General features: G+C 47.2%; 16 protein-coding genes and 1 tRNA gene. 9 read left to right on the top strand and 8 right to left on the bottom strand.

Annotated elements, in window-relative coordinates; all coding sequences use genetic code 11:
• The first annotated feature begins 272 nt into the window (after window positions 1-272).
• Window positions 273-620: a hypothetical protein gene (locus QUA45_RS07880; RefSeq protein WP_333220172.1), complete on the top strand. Its 348-nt coding sequence runs from the start codon at window positions 273-275 to the stop codon at window positions 618-620.
• Window positions 621-782: 162 nt separating this feature from the next.
• On the opposite strand, the gene QUA45_RS07875 is transcribed toward QUA45_RS07880, so the two are convergent.
• Window positions 783-1,340 (bottom strand): single-stranded DNA-binding protein, encoded by a 558-nt coding sequence (locus QUA45_RS07875; RefSeq protein WP_333095168.1) that lies wholly within the window; start codon window positions 1,338-1,340, stop codon window positions 783-785.
• Here QUA45_RS07875 and QUA45_RS07870 point away from each other — a divergent pair.
• Window positions 1,327-1,482, top strand: a complete 156-nt coding sequence (locus QUA45_RS07870; RefSeq protein WP_333069697.1) for a hypothetical protein — start codon at window positions 1,327-1,329, stop codon at window positions 1,480-1,482. The two genes, QUA45_RS07875 and QUA45_RS07870, sit on opposite strands and share 14 nt — an antisense overlap.
• 95 nt (window positions 1,483-1,577) lie before the next feature.
• On the opposite strand, the gene QUA45_RS07865 is transcribed toward QUA45_RS07870, so the two are convergent.
• Complete coding sequence (locus QUA45_RS07865; protein WP_333095172.1) at window positions 1,578-4,121, bottom strand: mannose-1-phosphate guanyltransferase; 2,544 nt, start codon at window positions 4,119-4,121, stop codon at window positions 1,578-1,580.
• Window positions 4,122-4,698: 577 nt separating this feature from the next.
• Between QUA45_RS07865 and QUA45_RS07860 the strand changes: the two genes are divergently transcribed.
• Both QUA45_RS07860 and QUA45_RS07855 read left to right on the top strand, forming a co-directional pair.
• The gene (locus QUA45_RS07860) at window positions 4,699-4,896 is read left to right on the top strand and encodes a hypothetical protein (protein WP_333030091.1); all 198 of its coding nucleotides are present in this window, start codon (window positions 4,699-4,701) and stop codon (window positions 4,894-4,896) included.
• Between the two features lie 7 nt (window positions 4,897-4,903).
• On the top strand, window positions 4,904-5,641 hold the full coding sequence (locus QUA45_RS07855; protein WP_333095173.1) for a methyltransferase domain-containing protein: 738 nt from the start codon (window positions 4,904-4,906) through the stop codon (window positions 5,639-5,641).
• A 240-nt stretch (window positions 5,642-5,881) separates the two neighbouring features.
• Here QUA45_RS07855 and QUA45_RS07850 read toward each other — a convergent pair whose 3' ends face one another.
• A complete protein-coding gene (locus QUA45_RS07850; RefSeq protein WP_333095174.1) occupies window positions 5,882-7,618 on the bottom strand; it encodes a hypothetical protein in 1,737 nt (578 codons plus the stop codon).
• Window positions 7,619-8,135: 517 nt separating this feature from the next.
• Window positions 8,136-8,615 carry an NUDIX domain-containing protein gene (locus tag QUA45_RS07845; protein WP_333095175.1) on the bottom strand — a complete coding sequence of 160 codons (480 nt, stop codon included), beginning with the start codon at window positions 8,613-8,615 and terminating at the stop codon, window positions 8,136-8,138.
• Window positions 8,616-8,767: 152 nt separating this feature from the next.
• On the opposite strand from QUA45_RS07845, the gene QUA45_RS07840 reads away from it, so the two are divergent.
• From QUA45_RS07840 to QUA45_RS07825, 4 genes are all read left to right on the top strand, one after another.
• Window positions 8,768-9,469, top strand: coding sequence for an alpha/beta fold hydrolase (locus QUA45_RS07840; RefSeq protein WP_333095176.1), 702 nt, complete (start codon window positions 8,768-8,770; stop codon window positions 9,467-9,469).
• Between the two features lie 236 nt (window positions 9,470-9,705).
• Entirely contained in the window at window positions 9,706-9,912 is a 207-nt protein-coding gene (locus tag QUA45_RS07835; RefSeq protein WP_333095177.1) for a hypothetical protein, read from the top strand.
• Window positions 9,913-9,962: 50 nt separating this feature from the next.
• A complete protein-coding gene (locus QUA45_RS07830) occupies window positions 9,963-10,193 on the top strand; it encodes a type II toxin-antitoxin system Phd/YefM family antitoxin (RefSeq protein ID WP_333053935.1) in 231 nt (76 codons plus the stop codon).
• Window positions 10,190-10,579, top strand: a complete 390-nt coding sequence (locus QUA45_RS07825) for a PIN domain-containing protein (RefSeq protein ID WP_333095178.1) — start codon at window positions 10,190-10,192, stop codon at window positions 10,577-10,579. Before QUA45_RS07830 ends, QUA45_RS07825 begins: the two co-directional genes overlap by 4 nt.
• Window positions 10,580-10,995: 416 nt before the next feature.
• Here QUA45_RS07825 and QUA45_RS07820 read toward each other — a convergent pair whose 3' ends face one another.
• Both QUA45_RS07820 and QUA45_RS07815 read right to left on the bottom strand, forming a co-directional pair.
• Complete coding sequence (locus QUA45_RS07820) at window positions 10,996-11,229, bottom strand: HNH endonuclease signature motif containing protein (RefSeq protein WP_333095179.1); 234 nt, start codon at window positions 11,227-11,229, stop codon at window positions 10,996-10,998.
• A 189-nt stretch (window positions 11,230-11,418) separates the two neighbouring features.
• Window positions 11,419-11,673, bottom strand: coding sequence for a hypothetical protein (locus QUA45_RS07815; protein WP_333095180.1), 255 nt, complete (start codon window positions 11,671-11,673; stop codon window positions 11,419-11,421).
• A 229-nt stretch (window positions 11,674-11,902) separates the two neighbouring features.
• On the opposite strand from QUA45_RS07815, the gene QUA45_RS07810 reads away from it, so the two are divergent.
• Complete coding sequence (locus QUA45_RS07810; RefSeq protein WP_333220170.1) at window positions 11,903-13,261, top strand: NB-ARC domain-containing protein; 1,359 nt, start codon at window positions 11,903-11,905, stop codon at window positions 13,259-13,261.
• 166 nt (window positions 13,262-13,427) lie between these two features.
• On the opposite strand, the gene fba is transcribed toward QUA45_RS07810, so the two are convergent.
• Together fba and QUA45_RS07800 are read right to left on the bottom strand one after the other, a co-directional pair.
• Window positions 13,428-14,507 (bottom strand): class II fructose-bisphosphate aldolase, encoded by a 1,080-nt coding sequence (gene fba / locus QUA45_RS07805; protein WP_006633469.1) that lies wholly within the window; start codon window positions 14,505-14,507, stop codon window positions 13,428-13,430.
• A 193-nt stretch (window positions 14,508-14,700) separates the two neighbouring features.
• Window positions 14,701-14,772, bottom strand: a tRNA-Lys gene (locus QUA45_RS07800).
• Between the last annotated feature and the right edge of the window lie 34 nt (window positions 14,773-14,806).

Below are 14,806 nucleotides of genomic sequence, written 5' to 3'. Positions count from 1 at the left end.
CGAGGCTTAACCATAGACCCAGCTCAGGTTTGAGAGATTTTGTCCTATTATACTCTGCCTAGAGTGACAGAAGAGGAATAGAGATCATTTTAACTGTCTGTACTTACTAACTCAATAATTGAGAGAATTGGTAGAATGCGCGATCGCGGGCTTCTCTAACCTCAGACAGAAGCAAGACCGATGCAGAAATACGTCCTAAGAGTTTTGCGATCGCCCCTAGCGTCAGGTATGATTCTTGTTAATTATTGCGCTCCGCTCAAGAGAAAAAATGTATGGCAGATATGTCCGGTCAAGACCCCTCGGAAATTAAAATGGCGACGGTTCATGAAGAAGAAAAAGGCGCAACGTTTAACGGTACGGTCATCCTTGCTATCGATGTCGAGGGTGATGGGGAAGTCCTTTTCTTCAGAGACTTTTTGATTGAAGATTATAAAGGCGAACTTACCGCTTATCTGGCAACAGATGGCAATATAACGAAAAGCATTGATTTAGGCGAACTTAAGCATAAGAGCAGCACCTTTAAGCTGCCAATTCCGCTGGGGACGGATACATCACCCTACAATACAGTGGTGCTGCGCGACGAAAAAAGCAAGAAAAAAGTTGTGACAATCGAGCTGTAAAATTTGCAATTTAGCTCGTAGTTGGGTCAAAGTCGTTAGCGCAGCCCTCGAAGAGGATCGCCCTTTTTTTCCTGAAGTGCGATCGCCCTTAAATTAAGGTGCGTCACTTTCGATCGAACGGCGAAGTTTTGCGATCGCTCGTAAAGTGACGCACTCTACTTTTTAAAACGGAATCGGATCGTAATCGGGATTTTCCGGTTCGTTAGACGAACCCGACGGGCGATCGGACTCAGAATTTGAAGACTGATGCGAGTTCCAATCCGAACTAGACGTGCGGTTAGCGCCACCTGGAGCGCTGTTAGAACTGCGGTTCCGCGAGCCTAAAGGCACTACATTGCTCGGCACATTAGCCGGGGCGCTGTCGCGAATTTGAGCAGGTTCCGGGGCAGTTCTAGTTGGGGGAGCCGAACTCATTGCATCGGCGCCGACACTGTAAATCCTTTGAGCTGTCAGTTCAGCGCGCTTTTCTTTAATACCATCTCTTTCGATCGTATTCATGCTCAGCCGTCCCTCAATAATCACGCGATCGCCCTCGTGATATTTCTCGTGAATTTCTTGAGCAAAATTTCCCCATCCTATCACTTTCAAATGTTCGGGCGGATCTTCGGGTTTTGGGCCGGGAAACTGCACCAACATCTCAGCGATTTGAAGTTGATTGTCAGGAGTATAACGGAGTTGCGGTTGTTGAATTATTTCCGCCATCAAAATGCAGCTATTCATCTGTTATCTGTGCGTAATTGGGAATTGGGAATTGGGAATTGGGCAAACAGGGCATCGAGAATTGGGCATCGGGAATTGGGAATTGGCCAAACAGGGAATTCGGGATTGGGAATTGGGCATGAACTTTCAAGTAAAAAGGTAAAACTTAAAATAACGCATTTTATTTTTTTACTTTTGCATTACCAATTCCCCATTGCCAATGCCCAATGCCCTGTTTGGCAAATGCCCGATTGCGGATTACACGTTACCAAATTTATCTTGGAGAACCGCAGCCTCGGCTTGACTGACAAAATCGTGAACGAGGGCGCGGTACTCTTTCAAAGTTTCAGATACCCAATCTCGATCCTCACTGTTGGCGAAGATATGAACCGTCGGTTCACTAGCATCGGGTAAAACTAATACCCAATTGTCGTCGCTGTAGTTAAAAATCTTCACTCCATCTAATAATTCTAAACGATCGGGCGAATGAGTTTCTACTAAATGTCGCATCAGCGAACCCTTGATAGTCCAAGGACAGCGGACGCTGTAACTGCGGTGGGTGATGCGGGGAAGTTCCGCCTTGATCTGTCCGAGCGATCGCTCCTGAATCGTCATCATTTCTATCACTTTCGCAATGCAGAACATTCCGTCAAATCCGGGATGCAACTGCGGGAAAATAAAACCCATAAGGCCGCTGCCACCCAACACCACATTCGGGTTCCTGTTAGCAGCTTCCATCAAAGCAGTTGGGTTCGCCTTCGTGCGGATTACCTTACTTTGATAGCGTCGGGCGATCGCCTCCACTGCAGAAGACGCATTCACCGGCACTACTACTGTACCTTTGGGATGAGAAGTCAGCATCAAATTTACCATCAACGCCGTCAGCATTTCCCCACGAATCGCTATCCCAGACTCATCGACCAAAATGAGCTGTTCGCCGTTAGCCGATACCTGCACTCCAAAATTAGCGCTGAGTGCTTTCACCACCCGGCCGAGTTGGTCGAGCAAATATTCCCGTTCCCCGTTGCTTAGAGAAGTTTGCTTGAGACTAGCATTGAGGACCACCGCATCGCAGCCGAACTTGGCAAGCATTTGGGGTAAAATTGCTCCAGAAACCGCGTAAACGTAATCGATTACCACCTTAGAATTGCTGTAGCGTATTGCCTCAACATTCATCTGCCGCTCAAAAATGCGGTTGTAAACTTCGAGAGCTTGGTTAAAGTACGTCATCTCTCCAATTTCGGGAATTAGAGCTCGACGCAAATCTTCCTTAAAATAAGCCCCCTCGATTTTTTTCTCAGCTCCTTTAGTAATATTGATGCCTTTGATATCGAAGAATTCAATTAAAATGTGGTCGGAGCGATCGGGCGAAATGCGAACATGAATGCCGCCAGCAATCGACAGCGTAGACGAAACCGTGCGCGCGATCGGAATTGCCGTCGATTCCAAATTGAGCACATTAATTCCCACCGACATCAAACCCGCAATCAAAGACCTCGAAACCATCCGCGAAATGCTCCGCTGGTCGCGAGAAACCGATACCGAAGTCCCAGGTTTCAAAGTCGAGCCATAAGCCGCGCCCAATTTCACTGCAAATTCCGGGGTAATATCCACATTCGCCAGTCCTTGAACCCCACGTTGACCGAACAAATTCCGCTTAGCTTGTTCTCCCCAAATTAAATTTTGATTTAACAGAGCACCGGATTCAATATTTTTGCTCGGCCAGACGCGCACGCTTGGCCCCACTTGCGCTTCTTCTCCCACAATGGACATTGAACCGACGACAGCACCTTCGAGGACGTGAGCGCGCCTGTCTACGCGGGTACTCCGGCAAATCACGCAGGCCCTAAGATGAGCGTCTTCACCGACAATTGCTCCGTTCCACACGATGGGACGTTTGAGATTAGCGTCCGCCCCGACGGTCACGTTATCTCCGATCACTGTACCGGCATCGATTTTAACTCGGGCTCCTATTCGGCAATTGTTGCCGATCATCGCCGGTACTTCGATGATCGCGCTATCGTCAATAAAAGTATTCTGACCTACCCAAAGTCCCGATCGAACTTGGTTATAATAGGTTAAATTCAGTTTGACCTTTCCCCGCAGCGCGTCGTACTGAGCTTCGCGGTAAACATCAAGCTGGCCGACATCGCACCAGTAACCCTCGGCAATGTAACCGTACATCGGCTCGTTTTTTTCCAGCAGCAGGGGAAACAAGTCTTTCGAGAAGTCGCACTCCTGATTTACCGGCAGGTAATCCAAGACCTCGGGTTCTAAAATGTAGGTGCCGGTATTGACAGTATCGGAGAAAATTTCGCTGCTAGAAGGCTTTTCCAGAAAACGGCTGATGCGGTAATTTTCCTCGGTAATCACGACCCCGAATTCCATCGGATTGGGAACGCGAGTTAAAATTAACGTGGCTTTGGATTGCTGACTGCGGTGAAATTCGATCGCTGCCGTTAAGTCGAAGTCTGTAATGCTGTCGCCGCTTATGACCAGAAAAGTTCGATCGAGCAGTTCAGCAATATTTTTGACGCAACCAGCCGTACCCAGCGGTTGGTCTTCCTCCACAGCGTAAGTCATTTGAACGCCAAACTCTGCCCCGTCGGTAAAATATTCGCGCATGACATCGGGAAGGTAGTGCAGCGTTGCAATAATTTCCGTGATCTGATGCCTTTTTAGCAAATTAATAATGTGTTCTGCGATCGGGCGATTGAGAATCGGCACCATCGGTTTGGGCAAATCGCACGTCAGGGGTCTGAGCCTCGTTCCCGACCCCCCAGCCATCAGCACTGCACGCATAAAATCCTCCTTGCTTAGAAAGCTCTCTACCGCTATTGTCCGCTAGAAAAAGTTTGCCTGCTGTAATTCGTTGGCCACCAGGAATCAGTTCTTAGTAAAATATCTTCGAGTAGTTACACATCTGGGCAATCCCGTTTGACCGCGCTGTCCCCCAGCAGCAACCGATTTCAACCGAATTAGAACTTCCGGCATCACACCAATCCCCCGGTCGAACTCGGATTTGTAGGGGATGTTGGGCGATACCAGTTAAAAAACAGAATGCAACTGTATGCCCGTACTCGAAACCCTTCTGTCATCAGTCATTACCAATGCTTTAATTCTTCAATTCTTCCATCTAAAATGGTATAAGTCCTCAGAATCCTCGACTTTTGACAGAAGTCCCTTCTTGCTTACTCGGTGAAAGCTATTTCGGGGGTGTTATTTTTAAGTTTGTGGCCAACGGGGATTTTTAAGTCTCTTTCTGAAGGTGGAATTGCTACGGCTATCGGTGCGCTTTGGCATCTGATAAATGATAGATTAAGGGTAACGCTTTGACTAGCTGACCCAAAATCCTATCCATTGCTTAGGGGTTTTTTAAATGAGTACATTAATTAGCTTGGCATTGCTGATCGCTTACGGCGGCGGTATTTGGAAATTTTGGAATGGTTTCGATCGCACTAACTTCGACAGAAGTTTTGCAAATCGCCTGAAGCTGTCGCTGCTCTGGCCGGCGTTAATTTTTAATAAGCCTTACCGCCAAAACTTTACAAAAGCTCTCAAAGCTTCTAAAAGGTAATTCAAGAATGTCTAAAAAGTCCGAGCGCCCAGTAGCGGGTCAGGAGCAAACTTGGTTTGCTAAAGGAAAATCAGATAGCTGGCAAGTTTTACTGTCGCAAGTCGCTTCTCGGTTCGATCGCGAATACCGGGGAGAAGCTTTCGCTTTACCCGAAGAAGTCGAAGCAATGCCGATTTTCCTAGAATCAGTTGCAGGAACTCTCCAAGAAAAAACAGTTTCTCCCTTCTGGAAAATTGCCAAACCTCAAAAAAATCAGCGCTGTTTAGACATTGGCTGCGGAGTCAGCTTTCTGATCTACCCTTGGCGGGAGTGGGAGGCATATTTTTACGGTCAAGAAATCAGCAGCGCAGCGCGAGACGCCTTAAACGCTCGCGGCCCTCAGCTCAATTCTAAGCTGTTCAAAGGGGTAGAATGGGCTCCCGCTCACCAGTTAAATTACGAGGAGGCTCAGTTCGATTTATGCCTTGCTACAGGCTTTAGCTGTTACTATCCCATAGACTATTGGAGTATTGTCATGGGAGAAGTAAAGCGGGTACTAAAACCGGGCGGTCATTTTGTTTTTGATGTCCTCAACCCCGATGCTCCTTTAGCAGAAGATTGGGCAATTTTGGAAACTTATCGAGCCGGCGAAGTATTTTTAGAGACCATAGAAGATTGGGAAAAAATGATTAAAGCTGCGGGCGCTAAGGTAATAAAAAAGCAAAGCGGCGACTTATTTCAAATGTATAAAGTTCAATACAATTGAGTGGTCAAGGGGAATAGGTAATTAGCTTTATCGTCAAAAATTCAATCGTCCAAAGTCGGTTAGGGCCGACGCAAAAAAACTTAATTCTTAGTGGATAAAGTAGGGTGCGTCAGCAAGTAGAACTTAGTTTGAGAAGCAACAAATATTCAAGCTGATGCACCCTACTAACTACTAACTCACAATAGTGAAGCAAGCAGATTGGATATTACCCATTCCCGATTGCCTCTTACTTATGCCCAATTAATTTTCGGTAGCTGCAGGAGATGGCGCAGCTTCCGGCGACGGCGACACTTCCGGGGTCGGAGATGGCGACACTTCAGCCGCAGGAGATGGCGCTGCTTCAGGTGAGGGCGACACTTCAGCGGCAGGAGATGGGGACACTGGCGGCTGCGGGGACTCTTCGGCGGCAGGAGATGGCGACACTTGTGGCTGCGGGGACTCTTCGGCGGCAGGAGATGGGGACACTGGCGGCTGCGGGGACTCTTCGGCGGGTTGCGGTTGAGGAGAAGGTGACTGTTCCGCGGCTGGTTTTGGTTCAGCCGAGGGCGACGGTTGAGCTGCAGGCTTGGGTACCGACGGCGACGGTTGGGCCCCGGGCTGCGGTTTGGTGGAGGGGGCCGGCGGCTTCTCAAACTGCGGTTTCACTTCTGTAGGCGGTGGGGAGGGCGGCTGGCCTGTTGGTCTCCTGGGCGCTGTCGGGGCGGGCGCTGGCTGCTGCTGGCCTGGTGGGTTGGGCCTGGTTGGGGTGACAGGAATGCCACTGCAAACTTTTTCGTCGTACTTAAACTCGACAGCCAGTTGGTAAAGCTTGTGCGTGCTGGCTGCTGAAAATGTTAGAGAAGGGCTAATAATCGCAATTTTAGCCGCATTATCGAGAATACCGTAACCAGTGGGGACGATCGGCTGAGGCTCTGCCCTGAGCAAGCCTTGAGGGCTGACAACTGCTCCAAAAACTGCTGTTCCTTGGAGTTTTTGCGAGCAAGCTGTTACGGGATAAGGGACATTCACAGGAGTCGGGCCCGTCATTTCCAAGTCAGGATAAGCCTTTTTGAATTTCTCAAACAAAGCAACATAGGTATTTGCAGCCGCAAGCTGTGTCTCTCTGTCGCTGGGTAAGTTTGAAGCTGGTTGGCCAGACTGTCCTAGCTGTCGCTGTCCATCTTCAAATTGTTGTCTCCTGATTCTTTCTTCGGGAGTTTCTGCGATGAGATTCCTTTTATTGGGATCTTTTTGAGTCAATTTTGGTACTCCATCGGGTCCCACATTCCTGCCAATTGGGAATTCCGGGGTAAAGACTGGAGCTCCGTCTGGAAATAGTGGGAGTCCGCCTCTACTGGCTATGATCTTTTTGAGCGTCTCTGCTTCATCTTCCGAGCCGCCGCCGGGAAGCTGGGGCGCTTCTGGCAGCGATGGTGGCGGCGGGATATTGCGATCGAAATTACCAGGTAAGGGCGGGAAAAGAAAACCGCTGGGAGGTACGGGTGGGATGATAGTGGGTGTTGTTGCCTGGGAGGGGGTTCTGACTGTTGGGGATGGATTTTTGGGAGGTGGCGGGGCTGTTGGGGCCGTTAAGGGCGGGAGAGGGGAATAAGGCAGAGGGGAAAAGAATCCAGGAGGTGGCATTCCCGGCGGCATGGCGGGCAAGTTGATGGTATCAGGTGGGGGGGGCAAGGGCGGGGCTAACTTTGGCGCGGGTCGAAGGGGAACTGGTGCGATCGAAAATGGCGTAAACGGCTTATTTGACGCGCGCGGTGGTATGGTTTGTGGCAGGCGGCCGGCTTCTGCGGGAGTTAGTTCTACCAAGCCTACAGAACCGGGAATATTTTTTGAAGAATTTCCACCATAAATTATGTTTGAGAGCGTCGGGGCACTTACTCCGAGCACTCCGTGAAGGCTGACAGAAGCTAGGGCTGCCCACCAATAAGGCTGGCGCAGCGGTTCGGAAAGGGTGTTGGCTAGGGAGGAAGAGTCAGTCATTTAAATTTTAGATTTTAGATTTTAGATTTTAGATTGGGGGATTGGGGGATTGGGAGATTGTTAGATTTTAGATTGGGGGATTGGGAGATTGGGAGATTGGTAATTTATATTGTTGTGGTTGTGATTGAGTGTGAATTCGTTTTAATGAGGAGAGGTTGGGAATTCAAAGGTATGATTTTAGCACGATCGCCCTCGAAGTTGCCCGATCGACCTTGATGAAAATTCATGGGTCCGAAACTGAACCAAATTTATTAAACACGATCGACAGGTTTGATGGATCGGCGTTTCCAATTCGGTTACGCCATCAAAAAACTGATCGAGTGGCTGTCAGCCCAGCCCGCAGCCCCCCGGTGGCCCCGCCCCAAAATGAGTACAAGCCCGCGACACTAGCGTCAGGGTCGATTCTAAAAATTGTAAATTAAAGTTCCTGCTCCCTGATTCACTGCGCTGCAAGTAAATCTAAAATCGTAAGGGCGATCGCACTCACGCCGAAGTCTAAAATCTAAAATCGACAGATTCACCAGCGATAGCGGTAATTTTTAAAAGGAGCTCCCTCGATGGTGAGCAAGTCGATAGGATAAATTGGAGCGCCGCTTGCCATATATTGAAACATTTCTCGAACTTCCTCTCCCCGCAACGACAACTGATCTAATTCCTTGAGAGAATACCAGCCCGCGCACAAAGTATGCTCATCCGGCTTGCTTTTGGGTGGCGTCTTATCTTGCGGACGAGCCACAAAAATGACTCGGAGGCGCACATTACCCTTAGGCATCACTGTATGCTCTACCCGGAGAATTCCCTCAACGACGATGGAAATGCCCGCTTCCTCGCGGGTATTACGCATAGCAGCTTCCAGCAAAGTTTCCCCTTTTTCCACTCGCCCTGCTGGGAGATACCACTGCTGCTCGTACTTGCGCTCTTGTACCAGTAGAAAACGGTCTTCTAAGTGAACGACAACTAGGGTAAAATACCATGTTTGAATCGGCTCGCGAGCCATAGAAGTAGATATTCCCTAAGCAAAAGGTTTAACGAGCGGCAGATGTTAGCAATCCAAAGGATGCTTCGGCAAGTGTCTTTGAACTTGAAAAACAGATCGTAGCACTCCGGCCGCAAAATCTAAAATCTAAAATTTAAAATCTCAAATTGACAATGCCATTACCAACCGTGATTTTACCAGGATATTTTGCTGCTGCTTCCGACTATCGCGAATTAGAAAAGTCTCTGGTCGATCGAGGTTTCCCAACAGTAACAGTGCCTCTGCGGAAGGGAGATTGGTTGCCGACTTTTGGCGGGCGGTCGATGGTGCCAATTTTGCGACAGCTCGATCGCACGGTCAAACAAATGTTACAGCAATACGGCGTTCCCCAGATCAATCTCGTCGGTCATTCCGCCGGCGGCTGGATTTCTCGCATCTATTTGGGCGAAAAGCCTTACACGATTCACGGCGACGTGCTTGAGGACGCGGGTTTATGGGAAGCTCACCCTTATGTGAATACTTTAATCACTTTAGGCACGCCGCACGTCTCTCAAGAGCGCTGGACGCGCAAAAATCTAGATTTTGTCAAAATTCACTATCCGGGGGCTTTTCACCCGCAGGTGCGCTACGTGTGCGCTGCTGGGAAGGCTGTTTTTGGCAAGCGGGGTTTTGGGACTTGGCTGGCTTATAAAAGTTACGAGTTGACTGTGGGGAAGGGCGAAACTTGGGGAGATGGAATTACGCCGGTGGAAGCTGCTGTTTTGGATGGGGCCGAAAATTTGGTGTTGGAGGGGGTTTGGCATTCGCCTCGTTCTCCGGGGAAGTGGTACGGTTCGGCGGAGGTTTTGCCGACTTGGATTGAATATTTGCGTTAGAAACGAACCGCGAAGACGCGAAGGACGCGAAGGAAGAAGCAGAAGGTTTAAGGGAAGGATTTAGTTAGAATTTGATATTAGGAGCGAGTTTAGTGCTGCAAAACTCGCCCCCCTATGCTATGTTTACTTAAATTTTTATCGCTAACTGAATAGAGTGAAAAAATATTTTATCTGGCATCATCGCTAAGATTCAGAAGTCACGGCGAACCACACAATCAAATTAGAGGTTGGCTGGGGTGGAATTAGGCGAGAATGCTACTGTGTGCTTGGACGCAGATAACGAATTTGAGCCGGATGCTTTGTGGAGAATTGATGCGGGAGGTCGATCGCAAATTAGGGATGATGATTATGTGCGATCGCACTCCGTAGAATCATCGCAGTGTTTGGTATTTGGTGCGAGGGGCGATCGCTCTTTTTTCACTCAAGCATCGCTTTCCGTCTAATCCTCGCATTATCATAGTAGAAATAGAATAAGATTGTGAAAGGTGAACAAATGGCACAAATTACCACGACTGAATTACCTCAAACCCTCCAGACTCTACTTATAGAGGTCGAACGTACCAAAACCCCCCTCACCATCATCCATGAAGGGAAACCATTAGTGATTATCTATCCTGCCACTACCCAAACCCCACGCCCTGTGTTTGGCACAATGAAAGGAAGCGGTGAAATATTAGGAGATTTAATTGCTCCTGTCGCCGAACTATGGGAAGTTTTAGAATGAAACTTTTACTCGATACCCACATTTGGCTTTGGTATTTACTCGGCGATCAACGCCTATCGCTTCAACTTCAAACCGCGATCGCCGATCCTAATACTGAACTTTGGCTGAGTCCAATTAGCATTTGGGAGACGCTCATTCTTGCAGAAAAAGGAAGGATATCTTTACAGCCAGATCCGGTTACATGGGTTAACTTAGCTTTAAAAACTCTGGAAACTCGTGAAGCCCAAATGAATCACGCCATTGCCATTTTAAGTCGCGAGATTGCACTACCCCATCAAGACCCCGGAGACCGATTTATTGCTGCCACAGCCATTTACTATGGGTTAAAATTAGCTACAGTTGATGCCAACCTTACAGGTAATTCGGTGCTACAAACACTCAGTTAGGCAATATTCTATATTTCTGTAGGCGATCGCCCTTTTTTTGCTAGGGCGATTCGCTATTGGATAGCTACGCTTCACGCCTGGAGTGCAACCATAGCCCTTTGAAATGGTGGAAATGGATCAGATTGTAACTGGAAAAAGAAGTTGGGTAACACGAGTGTCAACGGAATAGGCAAGATAGGCGATCGCCCTTTTTTTTGGTAAGGCGAGGGCTATTTATTTTGATAAAGCGATTCCCTACGGAATAGCGACACGACTCTGACTCTAAGGCTCATGTTTCCGATCAAAAAGATGCTTGATATATTAAGTATAATACCTAAAAAATAAATCAATAAAAATAAAAACCTCAGTTTTGGTTACTGAGGTTTTTAAAATATTAAACGTATGGAAAAAAAGTTTAGGCAAGCTTTACTCTGTATTTAAAATCGCCAAATATCCACTTGTATTTTTGCATGGTGGTAAGCCTTGTGACACTCTGGGCAAAGTGTCATCATATTCTTCAAATCCGCCGGACCACCATCACTGTAAGCAATAACATGGTGTCCATCGGCGATTTTGGAGACTTTAGCGCAAATTTCACATTCGTTACCATCCCTCAGCTTGACTTCTTTCTGCGCCTTCAGGTGTTCAGGAGGTCGTCTTTGACTTGCCATGTTACTCACCCTTGATTTGCTTATTGGAGGAACCTTCAAATACTTCTGGACTTCCCCCTAGAATAGAGATAGTGCTATTTGGAGCAACCGACTTGACTGACTCAGCTACCTGATAAGCAACCTTAACGTAGTTCTCATCATCCAAATTGTTGACTGTTATTTTAAGAGATTTTTTACCCACTGTTCACCTCATGTAGTTAAAGAGAAAAATTGTTGACCATTAGAATCGGTTGCCCTGGCTTCAACCATACCATCTCCCAAAGTGATGGTAATCTCTGGTCTTTTAGACAGTATAGGCTGCCCTTTTTCATCGCGATACAGGACCCAAACAACAACTTCCTCGTTTGATTTCTGTACTACTATATGAATCTCTTCACCCTGGTGTGAGACATTCAAAACTTTGTCACCTTCCTGGAGAATTTTTACGATTAGACTGTCTTTCATCTCAGTGATATCTTATTAAATTTATAGGTCGCTCCATCTATTTGACATTTCCAAGGGAGTAAACTTGCTCTTTATCCATACTAGCAATTATATTTTTTGTCGGCTAGCCAAAAGTATGGTAGTTATCGGGACTTTTCCCGTTGATAACGCGCTCCAAAATAGGGAAATGTTGGTAAATGTTGGTAAATGTTGGATACAATACAAACAACCCTGACATCTACGCGACTCTATGAACCTTAAGGAAGTGGTAAAACTCGCAGACGATCTGGTATTTGCTCGAACAGGTAAGCATCTCAATGACTTACAAGAGAAAATCCTGTGCGGGACATGGCAACATGAGGATTACAACGAGATTGCCAAGGAGGTTAACCTCTCTGAGGCTCGTGTTAGAGAGGTTGGAATGGAATTATGGCAGATACTCTCAAAAGAGTTAGGAAAAAAAGTCAGTAAATCAAATTTTCGCTCGGCAATGCAGAGGTGGCAAGTTTCAAATGTCTCAAATTTTGCAAAAGATGTGGTAGGGATTGGTATCTTTAACACCTGTGCAGAAGGTAGACATCCGCCAAACATACCGAACTCACGCCCACCAAATCAAGAAACCTCACATCAAGATTTAAGCGAGATGCCGGAATTGGGTGATTTCTTCGATCGCACTCCCGAACTCCACACCCTGACCACCTGGATTCTACAACAACGCTGCCGCCTCATCACCCTCACCGGTATCAGCGGTATCGGCAAAACCACCCTAGCAGTCCAACTCGTACAACAAATTAAAAACGAGTTTGAGTACGCAGTTTGGTACACACTAGACGACTTCCCCACCCTAGACAAATTTCAATCTAACCTAATACAGCTTTTTTCCCATTCCGAAAAAGAAGATTCATCCCCAACAAACCAAAAACGCTTACCGCTGATTAAGTGTTTACAAAACCATCGCTGTTTAATCGTCTTAGATGACGTTCACAACCTTTTCTGTAGCGGCGAACTGGCAGGAAAATATAAACCAGAATCCGAAGAATATCGCTCTTTATTCAAACAAATAGAAAAATTATCCCGTCAAAGCTGCTTTATGTTAATCGGTTGGGAACAACCGAGAGAAGTGGCTCAAATTAAAAGCCAAAATACTTCTATTCGTACCTTACAACTCAAAGGTTTAGACATCGCCGCCGCACGGGAAATTCTCAGAGATTATGGGTTAGAAGAAAGCGACAACAGTGAAGCACTCATTCATCGTTCTCAAGGCAACCCCCTATGGTTAAAAAGCGTGGCGAATCTGATTCAAGACTTGGGAGGAGGCGTGACAGAGTTATTACCAAATGATACTATATTGTTGCCGGAAGATTTGAAAGATGTTTTACAGCAGCAGTTCGATCGCCTATCGGAACTAGAAAAACAAGTAATCTCCTTATTAGCAAAAGAAAGCCACCCAATCAACCGAGCAAAATTGCTAGAAAATGACATAATTCCGGCTTCAGATTTGCTAAATGCGCTGCAATCTCTATCGCGGCGCTGCTTGATAGAACAACAAGCAAATTTTTACACGATTTCACCTGTACTGAGGCAATATGCGATCGTCTATGCGATGTAATTGATATCACTTAGTCTCCGGAGGCAGACTTAGTTTGTATAGCAATTTCAATCGCCGAGTGATTAAATACATAAAAGCGCACAAACAAAAACCGGGCAACTTCAAAGCTACCCGGCAATCCTAACTTTAGACTTCAGACAAATCTAAAATCTCAAACCTAAAATTTTTAAACAGCCACAGTTTTCTTAGCAGAAGAGCTCAATTCGCCCTTAGCATACTTAGCTGCAAAATCGTCCAAAGACACTTGCTTAATCTTTGTACCGTGACCGGCGCAACCGAAAGAATTATAGCGATCGCTACAAACCTTCTGCATATACTTGATCGACGGCTTCAAGAAGTGGCGGGGGTCAAACTCGTCGGGCTTCGCAAACAAAGCTTCGCGCACCGCAGCAGTAATCGCCAAACGGTTGTCAGTATCGATATTGATCTTGCGAACGCCGCACTTGATACCCTTTTGGATTTCTTCCACAGGTACGCCGTAGGTTTCGCGGATTTTGCCGCCGTTGCTGTTGATGATTTCCAGCAATTCTTGGGGCACAGAAGAAGAACCGTGCATTACCAAGTGAGTATTCGGCAAGCGGCGGTGAATTTCTTCAATGCGGCTGATTGCCAAAATTTCGCCAGTCGGCTTGCGAGTGAACTTGTAAGCGCCGTGAGAAGTGCCGATCGCAACTGCTAGAGCATCAACGCCGGTTTGCTCGACGAAATCCACAGCTTGTTCGGGATCTGTCAGCAACTGATCGTGAGAAAGCGCACCTTCAAAGCCGTGGCCGTCTTCTGCTTCGCCCATCCCTGTTTCCAGAGAACCCAAGCAACCGAGTTCGCCTTCAACGCTAACGCCGATCGAATGAGCAACATTCACCACATCGCGAGTAACTTGAACATTGTACTCGTAGCTAGCGGGAGTCTTAGCATCCGCTTCCAGAGAACCGTCCATCATCACGCTGGTGAAACCTTGGCGCATGGCAGAATAGCAAGTGCCGGGGGCATTGCCGTGGTCTTGGTGCATGGAAATGGGAATGTGAGGATAGGTTTCAACTGCTGCCAAAATCAAGTGGCGCAGGAAATTTTCGCCAGCGTAGGAGCGAGCGCCGCGAGAAGCTTGCAGAATCACAGGGCTGTTGGTTTCGTCAGCAGCGCGCATGATCGCTTGGATTTGCTCCATGTTGTTGACGTTGTAAGCCGGTAAGCCGTAACCATTTTCAGCCGCGTGGTCGAGCAGCAATCGCATAGGTACAAGCGCCATAGATATTCCTCCTAATTATTTGTGATTTTTGGGCAGTGAATTTTGGACAAGCTCAATTCTTACGATAATATTAAGACAATTTGCCACCGATCGCGCACTATCTTTCCAGATTTACTTAAAAGTTCAAAAAACAAAATTTTGAGTTCCGAGCATTCCGCTCAAAACTCAAAATTCTTAACTCACAAATTTTTTATGGGTCGCCCGGGATTTGAACCCGAGACCAATCGGTTAAAAGCCGAATGCTCTACCGCTGAGCTAGCGACCCGCGAAAACATTGTTACCGCACACAATTTCTAACA

The organism is Microcoleus sp. Pol12A5 (genome assembly GCF_036701435.1).
In the GTDB taxonomy this organism is placed as follows: domain Bacteria; phylum Cyanobacteriota; class Cyanobacteriia; order Cyanobacteriales; family Microcoleaceae; genus Microcoleus.
Note: the sequence above shows the minus strand (reverse complement) of the source record. Positions and strands in the feature narration are given on the sequence as shown.